The 17,362-nt window shown below is 62.5% G+C and carries 14 protein-coding genes; 5 read left to right on the top strand and 9 right to left on the bottom strand.

Going from position 1 to position 17,362, the window contains the following annotated elements; all coding sequences use genetic code 11:
• Nucleotides 1-248: 248 nt before the first annotated feature.
• On the bottom strand, nt 249-1,178 hold the full coding sequence (locus JWR89_RS03140) for an N-carbamoyl-D-amino-acid hydrolase (RefSeq protein ID WP_299711724.1): 930 nt from the start codon (nt 1,176-1,178) through the stop codon (nt 249-251).
• 428 nt (nt 1,179-1,606) lie between these two features.
• Here JWR89_RS03140 and JWR89_RS03135 point away from each other — a divergent pair, with 428 nt between their 5' ends.
• Complete coding sequence (locus tag JWR89_RS03135; protein ID WP_299711721.1) at nt 1,607-4,012, top strand: phosphoketolase; 2,406 nt, start codon at nt 1,607-1,609, stop codon at nt 4,010-4,012.
• A 7-nt stretch (nt 4,013-4,019) separates the two neighbouring features.
• On the top strand, nt 4,020-5,222 hold the full coding sequence (locus JWR89_RS03130) for an acetate/propionate family kinase (protein WP_299711718.1): 1,203 nt from the start codon (nt 4,020-4,022) through the stop codon (nt 5,220-5,222).
• Between the two features lie 420 nt (nt 5,223-5,642).
• On the opposite strand, the gene glp is transcribed toward JWR89_RS03130, so the two are convergent.
• The 5 genes from glp to fdhD form a co-directional block, all read right to left on the bottom strand.
• Nucleotides 5,643-6,896 carry a gephyrin-like molybdotransferase Glp gene (glp, locus tag JWR89_RS03125; RefSeq protein WP_299711715.1) on the bottom strand — a complete coding sequence of 418 codons (1,254 nt, stop codon included), beginning with the start codon at nt 6,894-6,896 and terminating at the stop codon, nt 5,643-5,645.
• A 5-nt stretch (nt 6,897-6,901) separates the two neighbouring features.
• Complete coding sequence (locus JWR89_RS03120) at nt 6,902-8,863, bottom strand: molybdopterin biosynthesis protein (protein WP_299711712.1); 1,962 nt, start codon at nt 8,861-8,863, stop codon at nt 6,902-6,904.
• Nucleotides 8,864-8,890: 27 nt separating this feature from the next.
• Complete coding sequence (locus JWR89_RS03115) at nt 8,891-9,955, bottom strand: molybdopterin-binding protein (protein ID WP_366142961.1); 1,065 nt, start codon at nt 9,953-9,955, stop codon at nt 8,891-8,893.
• A gap of 236 nt (nt 9,956-10,191) precedes the next feature.
• On the bottom strand, nt 10,192-10,818 hold the full coding sequence (gene mobA, locus JWR89_RS03110) for a molybdenum cofactor guanylyltransferase MobA (RefSeq protein WP_299711739.1): 627 nt from the start codon (nt 10,816-10,818) through the stop codon (nt 10,192-10,194).
• A complete protein-coding gene (gene fdhD / locus JWR89_RS03105; protein WP_299711706.1) occupies nt 10,811-11,701 on the bottom strand; it encodes a formate dehydrogenase accessory sulfurtransferase FdhD in 891 nt (296 codons plus the stop codon). Before fdhD ends, mobA begins: the two co-directional genes overlap by 8 nt.
• A 147-nt stretch (nt 11,702-11,848) precedes the next feature.
• Here fdhD and JWR89_RS03100 point away from each other — a divergent pair, with 147 nt between their 5' ends.
• Nucleotides 11,849-12,103: a sulfurtransferase TusA family protein gene (locus JWR89_RS03100; RefSeq protein ID WP_299711703.1), complete on the top strand. Its 255-nt coding sequence runs from the start codon at nt 11,849-11,851 to the stop codon at nt 12,101-12,103.
• 130 nt (nt 12,104-12,233) lie between these two features.
• Here JWR89_RS03100 and JWR89_RS03095 read toward each other — a convergent pair whose 3' ends face one another.
• Genes JWR89_RS03095 through JWR89_RS03085 form a run of 3 tightly spaced genes read right to left on the bottom strand, consistent with a single transcriptional unit; the run spans nt 12,234 to nt 14,453 of the window.
• Entirely contained in the window at nt 12,234-13,070 is an 837-nt protein-coding gene (locus tag JWR89_RS03095; protein WP_299711700.1) for a substrate-binding domain-containing protein, read from the bottom strand.
• Nucleotides 13,071-13,089: 19 nt separating this feature from the next.
• Nucleotides 13,090-13,812: an ATP-binding cassette domain-containing protein gene (locus tag JWR89_RS03090; protein WP_299711736.1), complete on the bottom strand. Its 723-nt coding sequence runs from the start codon at nt 13,810-13,812 to the stop codon at nt 13,090-13,092.
• A 2-nt stretch (nt 13,813-13,814) separates the two neighbouring features.
• Nucleotides 13,815-14,453, bottom strand: coding sequence for an ABC transporter permease (locus tag JWR89_RS03085; RefSeq protein ID WP_299711733.1), 639 nt, complete (start codon nt 14,451-14,453; stop codon nt 13,815-13,817).
• Nucleotides 14,454-14,857: 404 nt separating this feature from the next.
• On the opposite strand from JWR89_RS03085, the gene mobB reads away from it, so the two are divergent.
• Entirely contained in the window at nt 14,858-15,352 is a 495-nt protein-coding gene (gene mobB, locus JWR89_RS03080; protein ID WP_299711697.1) for a molybdopterin-guanine dinucleotide biosynthesis protein B, read from the top strand.
• A gap of 210 nt (nt 15,353-15,562) precedes the next feature.
• Nucleotides 15,563-17,269, top strand: a complete 1,707-nt coding sequence (locus JWR89_RS03075; protein WP_299711694.1) for an NADH-ubiquinone oxidoreductase-F iron-sulfur binding region domain-containing protein — start codon at nt 15,563-15,565, stop codon at nt 17,267-17,269.
• Nucleotides 17,270-17,362 lie beyond the last annotated feature (93 nt).

Raw genomic sequence — 17,362 nt, 5'->3', positions numbered from 1 at the left:
GGTTTGGGTGGTGCAGAAGCGGGCGGGTGCCAGGCCGGCTCACGGTCTTCGCGACCAGGGACCCAACGGCATACCGCCCGCAGCCCATCATGACAGATCAAAACTACACAGGGACCCATAGCCTCCGAGTTCATGGTTTGAAGGCGGCGGAGCCACAGCATCGTCGATAAGACAGAGGCTATGGGTCCCGGCTTGCGCTCGCAGGCTCGCTTGCCGGGACGACAGCTGAATTTGTCGCAAATCCGGGATCACTCCGGCGGCAAGATTACGCCGGTCTGCGAGGTGATGCGGCCGTAATGTTCGATGCGGCGGTGACGTTCGAAGTCGAAGATGGTCTTCTTGCCGAACGCCGTCTCGTCGAGATCGCAGGCGCAGACCAGCAATTCGTCACCTTCGGTCTTGGCTTCCGCCAGAATCACGCCGTTGGGATCGACGATCAGGCTGCCGCCGATCAGCGGAAAGCCGTCTTCATCGCCGCCCTTGGCGACCGCGACCACGAAGGTCGAATTCTGGTAGGCGCCGGATTGCACCGACAGCCGGTTGTGAAACAGCCGCTGCTCCGGGCCTTCGGCGGAACGCTGCGAATTGATCGCCGGGGTGTTGTAGCCGAGCACGACCATTTCGACGCCCTGCAGGCCCATGACGCGATAGGCTTCGGGCCAGCGCCGGTCGTTGCAGATCAACATGCCGAAAATGCCGCCGAGCGCGCGAAATACCGGGAAGCCGAGATCGCCGGGTTCGAAATACCGCTTCTCGAGATGCTGGAAGGCACGCTCTGTGTCGAATTCGACATGACCGGGCAGATGGATCTTGCGGTATTTGCCGATGATCTTGCCGGTTCGGTCGGTCAGGATTTGGGTGTTGAAGTGATGGCCGTCCGGCGTCAGTTCGGCATAGCCGATCGACAGCGCGATGTTCGCCGCGGCGGCGGCGTCGAACAGCGGCTGGACCGCCGCATTCGGCATCTCGGATTCGAACCAGGTATCGACCTCTTTCTGGTCGATCATATAATAGCGCGGGAAGAACGTCGTCAGCGCCAACTCAGGGTAGACAACGAGGTCGGCGCCTTTCGATTTGGCCTCCGCCAGCAGCGCCAGCATCCGCTTCACCACGGTTTCGCGGCTCTCCGCCTTCTGGATCGGCCCCATTTGGGCGGCGGCGACGTTCAGGATTCGCATGGGATGTCCGGGGTCTCGGGTTTCGTCAAGATGAGGTGCCGACAACGATCGGCCGGCGCGGCACGCTGCCAACCTCAACAGCACGAGACGACGCAAGACGGCAAGCCCGAAATAGATCCGCCCCCTATCACCGGCATGGGCTCGCGCTTCGGTGGTGCACGCGATAGGATACATCGCGAACAGCGACAGGATACCGTTTCGCCTCAATGCCGTCGTACTGTGTACATGCCGACCTCGACGGCGCCGCCGTCAAGTAAGTCCCCGCCAGGCCACGATAGTTACCGCGCAGACTGTCACAAAAATCTGCCACTGTACGACCACCGGCACGGACTCCAGCCGCTGTTGGCGGGCATCGAATTCAGCGACGAACGAAAATGCAGCACAGCCAGCCAGGCCGATGTTTCGGTTCGCTGGCGAAAGGTTCCGCCATGCACGATATTTCACCCAATCGTTCGCCACTGAGCGACGATGAAGTCAATCTGATCGATCGCTACTGGCGCGCCGCCAACTATCTGTCGGTCGGACAGATCTATCTGCTCGACAATGCGTTGCTGCGCCAGCCATTGCAGCGCGAGCACGTCAAGCCGCGGCTGCTCGGCCATTGGGGAACGACCCCCGGACTCAATTTTGTCTACGCCCATCTCAATCGCGCGATCCGCGCGGACGATCTCAGCGTGCTCTATGTCTGCGGACCCGGACATGGCGGCCCAGGCATGGTCGCCAACACCTATCTCGAAGGCAGCTACAGCGAGATCTATCCCGACATCAGCCGCGATGCCGACGGCCTGCAAAAGCTGTTTCGGCAGTTCTCGTTTCCGGGCGGTATTCCCAGCCACGCTGCGCCGGAGACGCCCGGCTCGATCAGCGAGGGCGGCGAACTCGGCTATGCGCTGGTGCATGCCTATGGCGCGGCGTTCGACAATCCCGATCTGATCGTCGCCTGCGTCATCGGCGACGGCGAAGCTGAGACCGGCGCGCTCGCCGCCTCCTGGCATTCCAACAAGTTTCTCAATCCCGTCCATGACGGCGCCGTGCTGCCAATCCTGCATCTCAACGGCTACAAGATCGCCAATCCCACCGTGCTTGCCCGCATGGCCGACGACGAACTGCGAAAACTGTTCGAGGGCTACGGCCACGAGCCGCTATTCGTCGAGGGCAGCGATCCAGCCACCATGCACCGGCTGATGGCCGAAACGCTGGAGACCGCTTTCGCCCGCATCCGCGCCATTCAGCAGGCCGCCCGCGACGACGGCAACAAGGCCCGACCGAAGTGGCCGATGATCGTGCTGCGCAGCCCCAAGGGCTGGACCGGACCGAAGGAAGTCGATGGCCTCAAGGTCGAAGGCTTCTGGCGCGCGCATCAGGTGCCGATCAGCAACCCGCGCGGCAATCCCGAACATCTCCGCTTGCTTGAAGAATGGATGCGCGGCTACCAGCCCGAAAAACTGTTCGACGACGCCGGCCGGCTGCTGCCGGAATTGCAGGCGCTGGCGCCGGACGGCAACCGCCGCATGGGCGCCAATCCGCACGCCAATGGCGGATCGCTGAAGCGCGAGCTCAAGCTGCCCGATTATCGCGACTACGCCATCGACGTACCCAAGCCCGGCGCCGTGCTCGGCGAGGCGACCCGCGAGATGGGCAAGTTCCTGCGCGACGTGATCACGCTGAACGCCGAGCAACGCAACTTCCGCATCATGGGGCCGGACGAGACCGCCTCGAACCGGCTCGACGCGGTGTTCGAGGTCACCGAGCGGCAGTGGATGGAGGGCATCGAGCCTTACGACGTGCATCTGGCGCAAGACGGCCGGGTGATGGAAGTGCTGAGCGAACACCTGTGTCAGGGCTGGCTGGAAGGCTATCTGCTGACCGGGCGCCACGGCCTGTTTTCGTGCTACGAGGCCTTCGTCCACATCATCGGCTCGATGTTCAACCAGCACGCCAAATGGCTGAAGGTGTCGCGCGGCCTGCCTTGGCGCCGCCCGATCGCCTCGTTGAACTATCTTCTGACCTCTCATGTCTGGCGCCAAGACCATAACGGCTTCAGCCATCAGGACCCCGGCTTCATCGACCATGTCGTCAACAAGAAGGCCGATGTCGTCCGGGTGTATTTTCCGCCGGACGCCAACACCCTGCTGTGGATCACCGACCACGTGCTGCGGACCTATGACCGCATCAACGTCATCGTCGCCGGCAAGCAGCCCGCGCCGCAATGGCTGACGATGGACCAGGCCGCCACGCATTGCGACGCCGGAATCGGCATTTGGCCATGGGCCAGCAACGAGCGCGTCGCCAACGAACCCGACGTGGTGATGGCGTGTTGCGGCGATGTCCCTACGCTGGAAACCCTCGCCGCGGTCGATCTGCTGCGGCAGGTGGTGCCGGATCTGAACATTCGTGTCATCAACGTCGTCGATCTGATGACGCTGCAGCCGGATACGCAACATCCGCACGGACTCAACGACCGCGACTTCGACGGCATGTTCACGCGCGACAAGCCGGTGATTTTCGCGTTCCACGGCTACCCGCATCTGATCCACCGCCTGACCTACAGCCGAGCCAATCACGAGCGCATGCATGTGCACGGCTTCGAGGAGGAAGGCACCACCACGACGCCGTTCGACATGGTGGTGCTGAACCGGCTCGATCGCTTTCATCTGGCGATCGACGTCATCGAACGCGTGCCTAGCCTCGGCGTCGCCGCCGCTGCGATCAAGCAGCAGTTCCGCGATGCCCTGATCGAGCACACCCGATATGTTCGCGCCCACGGCGAGGACATGCCGGCCATTCGCGATTGGGATTGGCCTTATGGCACGGCCGCAAAAGCGGGAGACTGAAGCCGCCATGTCCGACGCCATCCTGGTTCTCAATGCCGGATCGAGCACCATCAAGTTCGGGCTGTTCGACGTCACCGCGAGTGGCCCGCAACTTTTGTGCAAGGGGCTGCTGGATGAACACGACGCCGAGCCGCGGCTAACGATCAAGGATACCGACGGGCAGTTGCTGTTCGACAAGCATCAGCCCAAGCACGGCGACGAGACCGGGCTGCTCGACGATATCCTGACCTGGGTCGATGGTTATCTCGCCAGCGACGAGTTGCTGGCGATCGGCCATCGCATCGTGCATGGCGGACAGGATTTCGTCGCGCCGGTTGTCATCGACGACGAGGTGATCGAGGCGCTGCACGCCTTGACGCCGCTGGCGCCGCTGCATCAGCCGCGCAGCCTGTCACCGATCCGGCCAATCATGATGCTGCGGCCGGAACTGCCGCAAATCGCCTGCTTCGACACTGCGTTCCATCACGATCTCGCACCGCTGGCGCGGCGCTTCGCGATTCCGCGGCGCTTCGACGAGATGGGAATCCGCCGCTACGGATTTCACGGCCTGTCCTATCAATTCATCGCCGGTCGTCTTGCCGAACTATCACTGGCTTCAAAGCGCACGGTCGTCGCGCATCTCGGCAGCGGGTCCAGCCTCTGCGCGATGCGCGACGGCGCGAGCATCGATACCACGATGGGATTGACCGCGCTCGACGGCCTGATGATGGCGACGCGTTGCGGCGCGATCGATCCCGGTGTACTGCTCTATCTGCAGCAGGTGCACGGCATATCGGCCGATGAGCTCGAGCAGATGCTCTACAACGAGTCCGGTCTGCTCGGCGTTTCCGGCCTTTCGGCCGACATGCGCGTGCTGGTCGTGAGCGAAGAGCCGGACGCGATCGAGGCGGTCGATATGTTCGTGGACCGCGTCGCCAAGGAAATCGCGGCGATGGCGACGAGCCTTGGCGGAATCGAATGCCTGGTTTTCACTGGCGGCATTGGCGAACACAGCCACCAGATCCGCGAGCGGATCGCTGCGCGGCTGCGATGGCTTGGCGTCGAGATCGATCGAGCCGCCAACGAGGCCGGTTTGCAGGATATCGCCGCCAAACGCAGCAAGGTCGAGGTGATGATTCTTCCGACCAGCGAGGAGACGTCGATTGCGCGCGACTGCCTCGCGGCGCTGGCCTTGCGATGGCAAGAAATTCAGCCACCGGCGACGATCTAAGTATTTGAGATAATTGAAATCATTGGTACTCCCTAGCGGAATCGAACCGCTGTTATGTCAATCGTTAAGGCGACGCTGAATAAGGCTATGAGCGGTTCCCGAAACTACATTCAGTTGGCTAGTGGATCGACTTCGGTCGGATGTGTCCGACTCAAGCCCGCCGCCGCACGTCATCCCCAAAGCTAGGTACATCCGCGAAGCATGAAAAGATTTGCGAATTTGAATCGACGCTCAATCCCTAAGATAAGCTCACTGTGATCCTGCCGAAGAAAGCGTGATGTTGCGTTTGCGATGAGCGGCGGCTTTAACTCTCACATCCTCCCCTGCCCTGCAAGACACGAACGGCTTGAAACGCCCGAGCAGGCCACTAGAGGCCTTGAGTTACCGAGAGGCCTCTGGCTATCAAAAAGCTGGTGAAGACTACAAAAGGCTGGCGTAGGACAAAAACCCGACCACGTCGCCTGGATCCACTTGCGTGATTTGTTCGCCTAGTTCAACTAGTCCATCAGTCTCCACCAGCGATGACAACAAACCGGCGCCTTCCCGCGGAAATTTGGTGACTTCGAGTAGGCCGTCCGCGCCATGGCGCATTGAGACGCGGACATACTCGCGGCGAGCGATCTTCTTCCTGTAGCTGAATGCTGCGCGTATGGGCATCGGAGCCAACCTCTGTGGCATGGCGCCGGCGAGCGCGAAAACAGTTGGCCTCACGACATGTGCGAAAGTCACGAAGCTTGCTACCGGGTTGCCTGGCAGCCCGATCACAGGTGTACCATCGATGATACCCATCGCCACCGGCCTGCCCGGCTTGATTGCCATTCGCCACAATACGAGTGAACCGACGCTTTCCACTGCGGCTTTGACGTGATCCTCCTCGCCGGTGGAGACCCCGCCCGAGGTCAGGATCAGATCGTGCGCCGCGGCGGCATTCCTCAGCGCCCCCGCAAGCAATCCACAGTCGTCGGAAATTATGCCAAGATCTGCTACTTCACATCCGAGCCGGGACAGCAGTGCCATCAACATGAAACGGTTGGAATCGAACTGCTGGGCGGTGCCGCGCGATGCACCCGGTGAAGTCAGCTCATTTCCGGTAGAGAACACCGCCACGCGGATGCGACGCCGCACGCTGACTTGGGCTATGCCGAAGGCCGCGACCAGCGCCAAGTCTTGCGGTCGGAGCCGAGACCCGGTAGGTAGCGCCGAAATTCCTTTGGCGACGTCCTCGCCGGCAGGCCGCACATTGGCGCCGGCCTTGAGACCTTGCGGCAATAGGACGTTGCCGGCCCCGTCGAGCTTGACATCCTCCTGCATGAACACGGTGTCGGCGCCTTCCGGCATAGGCGCGCCAGTGAAGATGCGCATGGCGTGACCTGCTGCGATCGGCTGCTGCGACGCGGCGCCGGCTTGAACGCGCCCGCTTACAGGAAGTAACAATTCGCCTGTGCCAAGATCGCTACTGCGCACCGCATAGCCGTCAACGGCAGAGTTGGTGAACGGCGGCAGTGGCAGCGGCGCGACGACGTCGGCGGCAAGTATTCGGCCGTCGGCATGCAGCAGGCCGACGTTTTCGGTTTCCGCGACGGCCGTTACGCGCGCCGCGATGATGGCAACGGCGGCCTCCACCGACATCAATGGTCCGCCAAAAGCAAAACAGTCGTCGGAAAGCTGCGCCATGATCCTCAGTTCTCGGCCGTAGCCGGCCGGAAGCCGGCGTTCGCGAGGGCCGCGTGGCTCTCGGGCGATCGAAGCGCCGAGAAGAATGCCTGCACGGCTGGCCGCTGCTTTCGCGATGTCACGACGGCGAAATCGTAATGCTCTTCCGCCAACGGGATAAAACCGAGCTCTGCAGCTTGGGCCACCGGCTCGATGGTTACTCCCCAATCGGCGCGATGCTGGCCGACGGCCGCGGCGACGGCATTGTGAGACTTCGGCTGGTTCCAGTAGCCATCCGGCCGCGCCGAACCGAGCAGCCGATCGATCAGGATGCGGGTGCCCGCGCCCTGGTTGCGGTTGACCATGATGCAGGCGGGATCGGCCAGCGCGGCACGTATCGCTTCCTCAGCGCTCAGGCCATCGAAACGCTTGTCGCCGGCGCGAAATACGATCCCCTGCATTCGGCGCCAGCCTGGCATGAGCTCGAGGCTTTCCGCAAGGAACGGCGTGTTATAGGTTTCTGTCTTTTCGTCGAAGAGATGGATCGGCGCCAAATCGCATTCGCCGCGCTTTGCCGCCGCGAGGCCGCCGAGGCTGCCGACGGAGATCGAGCGCACCGACAGGCCGGCACGCGCCAGCGGAGCGGTTACGATGTCCAGGCCGGTGCAGTGGCTGCCCACGATCACCAGATCCGGGACACGGACATGTGGCGTGAAGAGCGTGATCGCAGTTTCAGTTCCAGACGGCATCTGATCGGCCAGTGCATCGATGCGCAGGAAGCCATCGGCCTGAGCAAACGACGTGATCGCCCCCGATCCTTTGCCGCCGGGATAGGCGATCAGCCGACCGTCGGCCTCCACCAGGGACACCATAACGAATTCGGTGCGGCCTAGCTCGGACGCGATTCGCACCGGCACCTTCGCTGTGACCTGCGCGTCGGCGCGCGGAGGCAGCCCGGCGAGGCGGCGGAGAATCGGCACGATGATGTCGTGAAATGTGAACATCGCGGATGTCGGAAAGCCCGGAAGGATCACGATGGGTTTGCCGTCGCACACCGCAAGGCACAACGGCTTACCGGGCTTCAGCGCCACGCCGTGAGCGATGATGCCGGGCGGCCCGAGCCGCGCGATGATCCGGTGCGAAACGTCCCCGGCGCCTTTTGAAGTTCCTCCGGACAGGACAAGCATGTCGCTGTCGGCAAGCGCATTGCGCATTTCCTTTTCCAGCAGCCGTTCGTCATCTCCGATTGCGCCGACGAAAACAGCGTCGCCCCCATTTTCTTTGACCGCAGCGGTGACGATGGCGCCGTTGGTGTCGTAGATCGCTGCCGGCCGCAGCAGTTCGCCGGGCTGCACGAGTTCGTCGCCGGTGGACATCACCGCGACCCGCGGGCGCCGCACTACCGAAACGGTAGCGATGCCGCAGGCGGCGAGAATGCCGATCTCGCGCGACCCGACCACGGTTCCGGCGCGCAAAAGCATCTCGCCACGCGCGATGTCGGAGCCGGCATAGGATACGAACTGGCCTGGCGAGGCCGCGCGGCGAACCTCGATCACGTGGGGACCGGACGGCTGGGTGTGCTCGACCATGATGACGGCGTCGGCGCCGCGCGGCACCGGTCCGCCGGTCGCGATCGACGTCGCCGTGCCCGTCAGCACGGGCTGGACCGGTGCGGTGCCGCAGGCGATTACCTCGCCATTCAGCCTTACGCGCACGGGCGCGCTTTCGCCGGCGCTAGCGAGGTCGGCGGAGCGCACCGCGAAACCATCGACGTTGGAACGGTCGAATGGCGGGACGTCGATCGGCGCAACGATGTCGGCGGCCAACGGGTGGCCGAGCGCGTCGGCAAGCGCTCTGTACTCGCTGACGACGACGCGCGGGAAAAGTGCCGCCTCGAACCGTGCGATGGCTTCCTCACGCGACAGAATCGTCAGGAACTGTTCCTGATCTATGCTTTCGCGGACAGACGTAACGGGTGCATTCGGCATAGGGAACTCACAGGAAGGCTTTGAGCATCAGGCTTTTAGCATATAGGCGTCGATCAGCGCACCCGCCGCAAATCCTTCGCTTTCCGAGGGGATCAAACGCCACGCATCGGCGCCGGCGATAGCGTCCAGCGAGAGGTCGCCGACTGTCAAAGGTGCCCACTCCGAATCGGTTTGCCTGAGCAGCGCAATTTCGGAGACGCCGACGGCGGAAGCGATCTTTCGCGCCAGCGGGAGTGTCCTCATGGGCCGGCGGAATCTCTTCGTGAGCACGTCCAGCGCCGGCAGTGCCAGCGTCCACCACCCTGCCACCGCCTGATCCGGCCGACCAGGCAGCGCGATCACGGGGACTTTCGCGATGGTCCCGATGGCCGTGGTCCGCCCGGGCAGCAGCGAGAGGCCGTGGGCAAGGACGGTGCCGCGCTCCGCCAGTGCGGTGACCGCGGCGTCGCGGCGGCCGACCCCGGTGCCTCCGATGGTGATCAGCAGGTCGCAGGGATTGCCCGTCAGGCACGCGGCGTCGCCGTGCGAGACCGCCGCGCCCTCAGCGCGCGCCAGTTCGCCAATCATTGACGAGGTCAAGCCGTTGTTGGGATCGGTCGACATGTTGGTCAGCCGAAGGCGCGGACGGCGTACCCGCAGCGTCGCATACCCCGCAGCCCGCGCGCGTACCAAGTCCAGAACGCGGATTGGGTGCCCTACCGCGATAAACGGTTCTCTTGCGGCAATATCGCCTCCGGCTCGACGTACACCCTGGCCAGGAAACGCTTCCGAAACAACTTGCACCAACGGACCCGACGCATCAACGACATCGTCGTCGAGCACACAGTCGCAGCTTTCCGGCATCGGTTCGCCAGCTTCAACCCAGCACGGCGCGACAGCGAGCGGCAGGGGCGAATAGGAAGACGCGCCGACCAGGTGCCCCGAGGTGAATGCCCAACCGTCGAGGATGGCCGTATCGCACGGGGGGAACGGCGCCGGGAGGGGCATGTTAGCAGCGATACAGTTCAGCGCATCCGCCAGTAGAACCTGCTCCGGCGTCACGGCCTGCAGTCCACGGCACAGCGTCGCCACCGCCGCATCGAGCGAAGTCAACGATGACGGCAAGCGTTGCGTCAAAATCGGGATTACATGGTCTCCTTTCTGCGCGGCCGCTGAAGCACCTTCGGAGTGTGAGCGGCATGGTGGCCCCCCAATGTCCGATGGTCGCCGAAACTACGTCCGTTGCGCGTCACCGACAAGCACGGCGCGCCGGCAGCCATGTCGGGCTGAACCGCAAGCCCAAATCCCCGCGTACCGGCAGGCCCTCGCGACGTCCGGGACCCGGCGCACTAGATGCCCCAGAGCTCGACCAAGCGCTCGGCGGCGTCGATATCTTCCACCGTATTGGCGTTGAAAAATGGATCGAAAGGTTCGACGGGCCACTGCGCGGTGGCGAGCGTGTAGCGGGCGGTCCAACGGTCGATCTTGCGAATGCCCTCGACGGCAAGAGCTTCGCGAAGTTCGTAGCGCAAACTAACTTTCCAGAGCCCGATTGTCGGATGCGACTGACCGTCGGACGCGGCGACGGCAAGCTGGGCGTTCTCCGCGAGCCGTGCTCCATGCAGTCTCGACACCAGATCGTCAGGAAGAAAAGGGCAGTCGGCGGAAGCGCTGCAGACATATTCCACGGACGGCCGATTTACGGCTGCCCAGTCCAGCGCGGCCAGAATGCCGGCCAAGGGTCCCGGATAGTCCGCGACGGTGTCTGCGATCACCGGCAGGCCAAACGCCGCGAAGCGGGCGGGATCTCCGTTCGCATTTAGGATCAATCCGTCGCATTGCGGCGCCAGCTTGGCGACGACCCGCGCGAGAATGGTCCGTCCGCCGACTTCGCGCATCGGCTTGTCTCCGCCGCCCATTCGACGTGCGAGGCCGCCAGCCAGTAGCACGCCGGGTGTCTTTGAGTGATCAGTCATCGTGGGCGCCGCCTTTGCGCCTGCTGCGCATGGACTCTTCCGCGACAAACTCCAGATTCTGATCGTAGGTGATGCGGTCCTGGCCTGACAGCGCAATGAAGCGCTTCCCGCGCGCGCGGCCGACCAGCGTCAGGCCGACCTGTCGGGCCAAATCGACTCCCCAAGCCGTGAAACCTGACCGCGACACCAAGATCGGAATCCCCATTCTCACCGTCTTGATGATCATTTCGGAGGTCAGCCGGCCGGTCGTGTAAAGAATCTTGTCGGCGGGATCGACGTTATGACGGTACATCCAGCCCGCAATCTTATCGACCGCGTTGTGGCGGCCGACATCCTCAGTGTAGCAGACCGGCGTGCCTTGCTTGCAAAGCACACAACCATGAATCGCGCCGGCCTCGAGGTACAATGACGGCATGGTGTTGATCGCGCGGGTCATCTCATAGAGCCAGGAGGTCCGCAACTCGGCCTTGGGCAGTGCCGCATTCTCCACCGCTTCGAGCAGATCGCCGAAAGCTGTCCCTTGGGCGCAGCCGGAGGTTTGTGTGCGCTTCTTAAGTTTCTCCTCGAAGTTGGTGTGGTGCTCCGTGCGCACCACGACCACTTGGAGATCGTCGTCATATTCGACCTCGGTGACCTCGTCGTTGTATTTCAGCATGTTTTGGTTGAGCAGATAGCCCAGTGCCAGGTATTCCGGATAATCACCAATCGTCATCATCGTGACGATTTCCTGGGAGTTCAGATACAGCGTCAGTGGACGCTCGACCGGGACGTTGATCTCGGTTTCCGCGCCGGTCTGGTCGGTGCCGGTGACGCGCTCGGTGAGCCGCGGATCCGCTGGATTCGGCACGATCAGGGGGGCGGTGGCTTCGCTGGGTTTGGTCATGCTAGCTGAATATGACATTCTGGGCCGCACGGATATATGCATGTCGCCGCAAGTCGGACGACTTGGGAAAGAAGAGCCGCCGTGACCTACGACGCCTCTCGGGCGTCATCAAAAGAAGCCACAACAGCGACTGCGGATTGAATGCAAATGACGCTCACGAAATTGGATCTGACGGGCCTCAAGTGTCCCCTCCCGGCGCTCAAAACGCGAAAGGCGCTCGCCCGGCTGAGCGTCGGTGACTACCTGGAAGTGACTTGCACGGACCCACTTGCGGCGATCGATATTCCGGTGCTGATCCAACAGACGGGCGACCGTCTCGAAGCCACTGAGAAGGGCGATAAAGGGATCGTGTTCCTGATCAGAAAGTCGGGAACACCGACAACGCTCGAGACGTCGAACTGAGCACCGAGAGCCGAGCCGAATAACGCGCCCTGAGAGCGGATCGGCGCCGAGAACGCCAAGCCCTCAACGGCCCACGAACGGAGAGCAGGCGCGGGGGTCCAGTCAGAAGCTCAGACTTTTACCGCACGCCTCAAGAGGCTTTCTTCTCGGCGTTGGGGAAAAACAACTGTTGGCCGTCGATCTTGTAGTTGGCAATGACGCCCTGGCCCTCGGGCGAGATCAGCCAGTCAACGAAGCTCTGACCCAACTCTTTTTTAACTGACGGATACTTTCCGGGATTTACCAGGATCACGCCGTACTGGTTGAACATGCGCCGGTCCCCTTCGACGACGATAACAAGATTGCCGCGGTTCTTAAATGACAGCCACGTGGCGCGATCGGACAGCACGTAGCCATTCATAGCATTGGCAATATTAAGCGCTGCGCCCATGCCCTGGCCGATTTCGCGATACCAGGGGCCCTTGGCGGCGGCGATGTCGATGCCAGCATCCTTCCACAAAGCGAGCTCCGCGAAATGAGTGCCGGATTTGTCGCCGCGTGAGACGAACGGTGCCGCCTTGGCTTGGATTGTCGTCAGCGCGGCCGACACATCCTTGCTTCCCGTGATGCCAGCGGGGTCGCTGATCGGTCCGACTAGCACGAAATCATTGTACATGACGTCGAAACGCCTGACGCCAAAACCCTCGGCAATAAACCGCTCTTCCTGCGCCTTCGCGTGCACGAACACCACGTCGGCATCGCCGCGCCGCGCCGTATCTAACGCCTGGCCGGTACCCTGCGCGATCACCTTGACGTCGATTCCTGTCTTCGCGTTGAACAGCGGCAGCAGATATCCGAACAGCCCGGAATCCTGTGTTGAGGTGGTGGAAGCCACGATGATCGACTTTTCCTGCGCGGCCGCGGGTGCCACCAGCGTGGCGGCGCCCAGGCCTAAACTCAGCGCGAGCGATAGAAATCGGTTCTGCATCATATGCTCCTTTTAAAGCTTAGATGACGAGATCGCCGCGCAGAAAGGCCGCAGCTTCCGGCATGGTCGGCCGGTTGAGAAAGTTGTCCGCGCTGCTGTGTTCGCAAAGCGCACCGCGTGCAAGAAATACCACATCCCCGGCGATGCGGCGCACCTGACCGAGATCGTGCGACGCCATCACGATCTTTATACCGGATTGCGCCGCCACCAGGATAATTTCCTCGACGCGGCGTGTCGATGCCGGGTCAAGGCTGGCGGTGGGTTCGTCGAGCAGAAGCAATTCGGGGTCGCGTGCGAGCGCCCGTGCCAGTGCTAGCCGCTGTTGCTCGCCTCCGGACAAACTTCGCGCCGCGCGCTGCGCCATGTCAAACAATCCGACCCGGGCTAGAAGTTGATCGACGCGGGCGGCGCGGTGGCTGTGGTGCACATCGGCTTTGGCCAGTGCGTAGGCAACATTCGCGGCGGTGCTACGGCGGAGCATCACTGGCCGCTGGAATACGATGGCCCGGCGCGCCATCGAGGCCTGTCGACGGCCGCCCCAAGTGATGTTGCCGTCGGTCGGTGCAATCAGCCCCATACAGAGTCGAAGCAGCGTCGTCTTGCCGGAGCCGTTCGGTCCAACGATGACCGTGGGCGCGCCGGGCGCGATGGTGAGGCTGAGGTGATTGAGAATTGTTGCCACGCCCGCCTTAAACAAGATGCGGTCGAGCACTAGAGGTAGTTCACTGGATGGCGCCCGCATGATCATCCTGCCTGCCGTTCGGACCACAGCCGGGCCACCCACGCTGCGGCATTGATGGCCAGCACGATGCAAATGAGCACCAGCCCCAGCCCCATAGCCAACGGCAGATCGCCCTTGGACGTTTCGAGTGCGATTGAAGTGGTCATCGTGCGGGTGAAACCGTCTATATTGCCGCCAACGATCATGACCGCGCCGACCTCCGCAATGGCTCGGCCAAAACCGGCCAGCAGCGTGGTCATTAGGCTGTAGCGTGCGTCCCATAGCAGCGTTGCGACGCGGCCGACGGGGCCGACTTCCATCGAATTGAGTTCATCGGAGTACTCGGACCAGAGGTCCTCCACCGTCTGCCGGGTCAGCGCGGCAATGATCGGCACAATCAGGATCGTCTGCGCCACGATCATCGCCGCGGGCGTGAATAGGATGCCCATGGCGCCGAGCGGACCGGATCGCGATAGGAGCAGATACACGGCAAGCCCGACCACCACCGGCGGCAAGCCCATCATGGCATTGCACAGCACTATCAGCGTGGCGCGGCCCGGGAACCGCGTCAGCGCCAGCGACGCGCCGAGTGGCATACCCACGGCACCGGCGATGACCGCCGCTGTCAGACTAACCGCCAGCGACAGCCTGACAATTGCCATCAGCGTTGGATTGCCGCTGACCACAAGGTCCCAGGCGCTGAAAAAGTTGATCTTTGCACCCCCCGAAAAGCGTTCGCCGGATGGCAAACTACGTCCGCGATATGCGATCGACAAGTACCGCCGTACAACGATGGCGGTCCCTGGAGGAAACGACATTCGGTATGATGAAACGCATGGACATTGTGCGATGGGACAATGTCGTGCTCACGTCAGTTGCGGTGCGTTCCGCGCGCATGCCGCCAATCGCTTTCTTTCTCGTCATTCTGCGCGCACTCGAGCTTACGTGAGGAAGTCTTCGCTTTTAAGAGCTGCGGACCGGCCCGTCGGCCCGCAAGCGACGAGGATTGAGCTCCGCGCCTGCACTGGTGGAAACTAAAACGGCCCTAAGGGCGATGGAGCGAGCGATGAAGGTCATCGGGTTGGCAGGATGGAGCGGCGCCGGAAAAACGACGCTGCTGACGCGCCTAATTCCGCATTTTATCGCGGAAAATATGCGCGTTTCGGTCGTCAAGCATGCTCATCACGATTTCGACGTGGATGTGCCAGGCAAGGACTCTTGGCGGCACCGGCAAGCGGGCGCAGCCGAGGTGCTGGTCTCTTCGAGCAGACGCTGGGCGCTCATGCACGAACTCGACGGTGCCGCCGAACCGGCGTTGCCACAACTGCTGGCAAAACTGTCTTCGGTCGAGCTTGTGATCGTCGAAGGCTTCAAATCGGAGCGGTACCGAAAGATCGAGGTGCATCGCACCAACAACGGCAAGCCAACGCTATTTCCTGATGACCCTGATATTGTCGGGATTGCGACCGATTCAAGCGTCGAAACAACACTGCCGGTAGCTCACCTCGATGACATCCCGGCCATCGCGGCGATGATAAAGGCGCTCGCCGTTGAGATCTAAGCCGTCGTCTGACGGTTGAGCAACGGTGTCGAACCTAAAGGGATCCGCCGTCAGGCTAATTGCTTAAGCTGATGTTTTAAGGGAGCCTCTGCGCGTTCGGCGGCCCATGCACCCTGCCCGCCCATCGATACGAACTGGATTCTACTCTTGGCATGTGGCATGCCATGCTTTAGTGTTGAGCGATAAAATCTTGAAAAATCGAGATGTCCGATGAGTAATGACGTGCAAAAGGTCCGCTCATTCGAACATCCGGGTGAAGGCCGGCGGCGCGCTAAGTCGACGCCGAAGGGCCGCCAGATCGATCCTCGGGCGGCGCATGAGATCGAGCTTCTGCTCGGGGCGCGACCGCGTCGGCGCGACCTGCTGATCGAACATCTGCATCTCATCCAGGATACGTACGGGCAGATTTCCGCTGCACATCTCGCCGCACTCGCCGACGAGATGAAGCTGGCTTTTGCCGAGGTGTTCGAGACTGCGACCTTCTACGCACATTTCGATGTTGTGAAGGAAGGAGAGCCGGACGTACCGGCGCTGACGATCCGTGTATGCGACTCCCTTACTTGCGCGATGCTCGGTGCCGAGACCCTGCTGCAAGAGCTGCAGTCCAGCACGGGTCCGGGTGTTCGCGTGGTGCGCGCACCTTGCGTCGGACGCTGCGATACGGCACCGGCGGCTGAGGTCGGCCACCGCTTCGTCGACCACGCCACGGCTGCGAGCGTTCTTGCAGAGATCACGGGCGACTTCCATGCACACCTGCCCGCCTATGCCGATTACGACGCCTACCTCGCCGGCGGCGGTTACCAACTGCTGCAGCGGCTGCGCTCCGGTGAATTCGCGACGGAGGACCTGCTGAAGGCGCTAGATGATGCCAGCCTGCGTGGCCTCGGCGGCGCCGGGTTTCCCACCGGTCGGAAATGGCGTGCGGTGCTCGGCGAGCCCGGTCCGCGATTGATGGCGATCAACGGCGACGAGGGCGAACCAGGCACGTTCAAGGACCGCTTCTATCTCGAAACGGACCCGCACCGTTTCATCGAAGGGATGCTGATCGGCGCCCACGTGGTGCAGGCCGCCGAGGTCTACATCTACATCCGCGACGAATATCCCGCCGCCCGCGAGATCCTCGAACGCGAGATCGCGAAACTGCCCCCGGGCGGACCCGCTCTGCACCTACGGCGCGGCGCCGGCGCCTATATCTGCGGCGAGGAATCCGCGCTGCTGGAAAGCATCGAGGGGAAGCGCGGTCTGCCTCGGCACAAGCCGCCTTATCCGTTTCAGGTCGGCCTCTTCGGCCTGCCGACGCTGATCAATAATATCGAGACGCTGTTCTGGGTGCGCGACATCGTAGAGAAAGGCCCGGACTGGTGGGCCGGTCAGGGCCGCAACGAGCGTAAAGGTCTGCGCAGCTACTCGGTGTCGGGTCGGGTGAAAAACCCCGGGGTGAAACTGGCTCCGGCTGGCGTCACCGTGCGCGAGCTCATCGACGAGTTCTGCGGCGGAATGGCGGACGGCCACGGCTTTCGCGCCTACCTGCCAGGCGGCGCGTCCGGCGGCATTTTACCGGCTTCGATGGACGACATTCCGCTCGATTTTGGCACGCTTGAGAAATACGGCTGTTTCATCGGATCTGCCGCGGTGGTGATTCTCTCCGACCAGGACGACGTCAAGCATGCCGCGTTGAATCTAATGCGTTTTTTCGAGGACGAGAGCTGCGGCCAGTGCACCCCTTGCCGGGTCGGAACCCAGAAGGCCGCACAGCTGATGCAGCAGGGCGTCTGGAACACTGGGCTGCTCGACGAATTGAGCCAGGCGATGCGAGACGCTTCTATCTGCGGCCTCGGTCAGGCCGCGTCGAATCCGCTGACCACAGTGATCAAATACTTCCCGGACGAGTTCATGCCCAAGGAAGCCGCCGAATGACCTGCAAGGTATCCCGCGAGGTTTTGAGATGAGCACCGACAGCCCGACGCCGCAAGGTTATGGCCACGACGCGAAAGGCGCCGCAGGCGGCCG

The organism is Tardiphaga sp., assembly GCF_028290785.1.
Taxonomy (GTDB): Bacteria; Pseudomonadota; Alphaproteobacteria; order Rhizobiales; family Xanthobacteraceae; genus Tardiphaga.
Note: the sequence above shows the minus strand (reverse complement) of the source record. Positions and strands in the feature narration are given on the sequence as shown.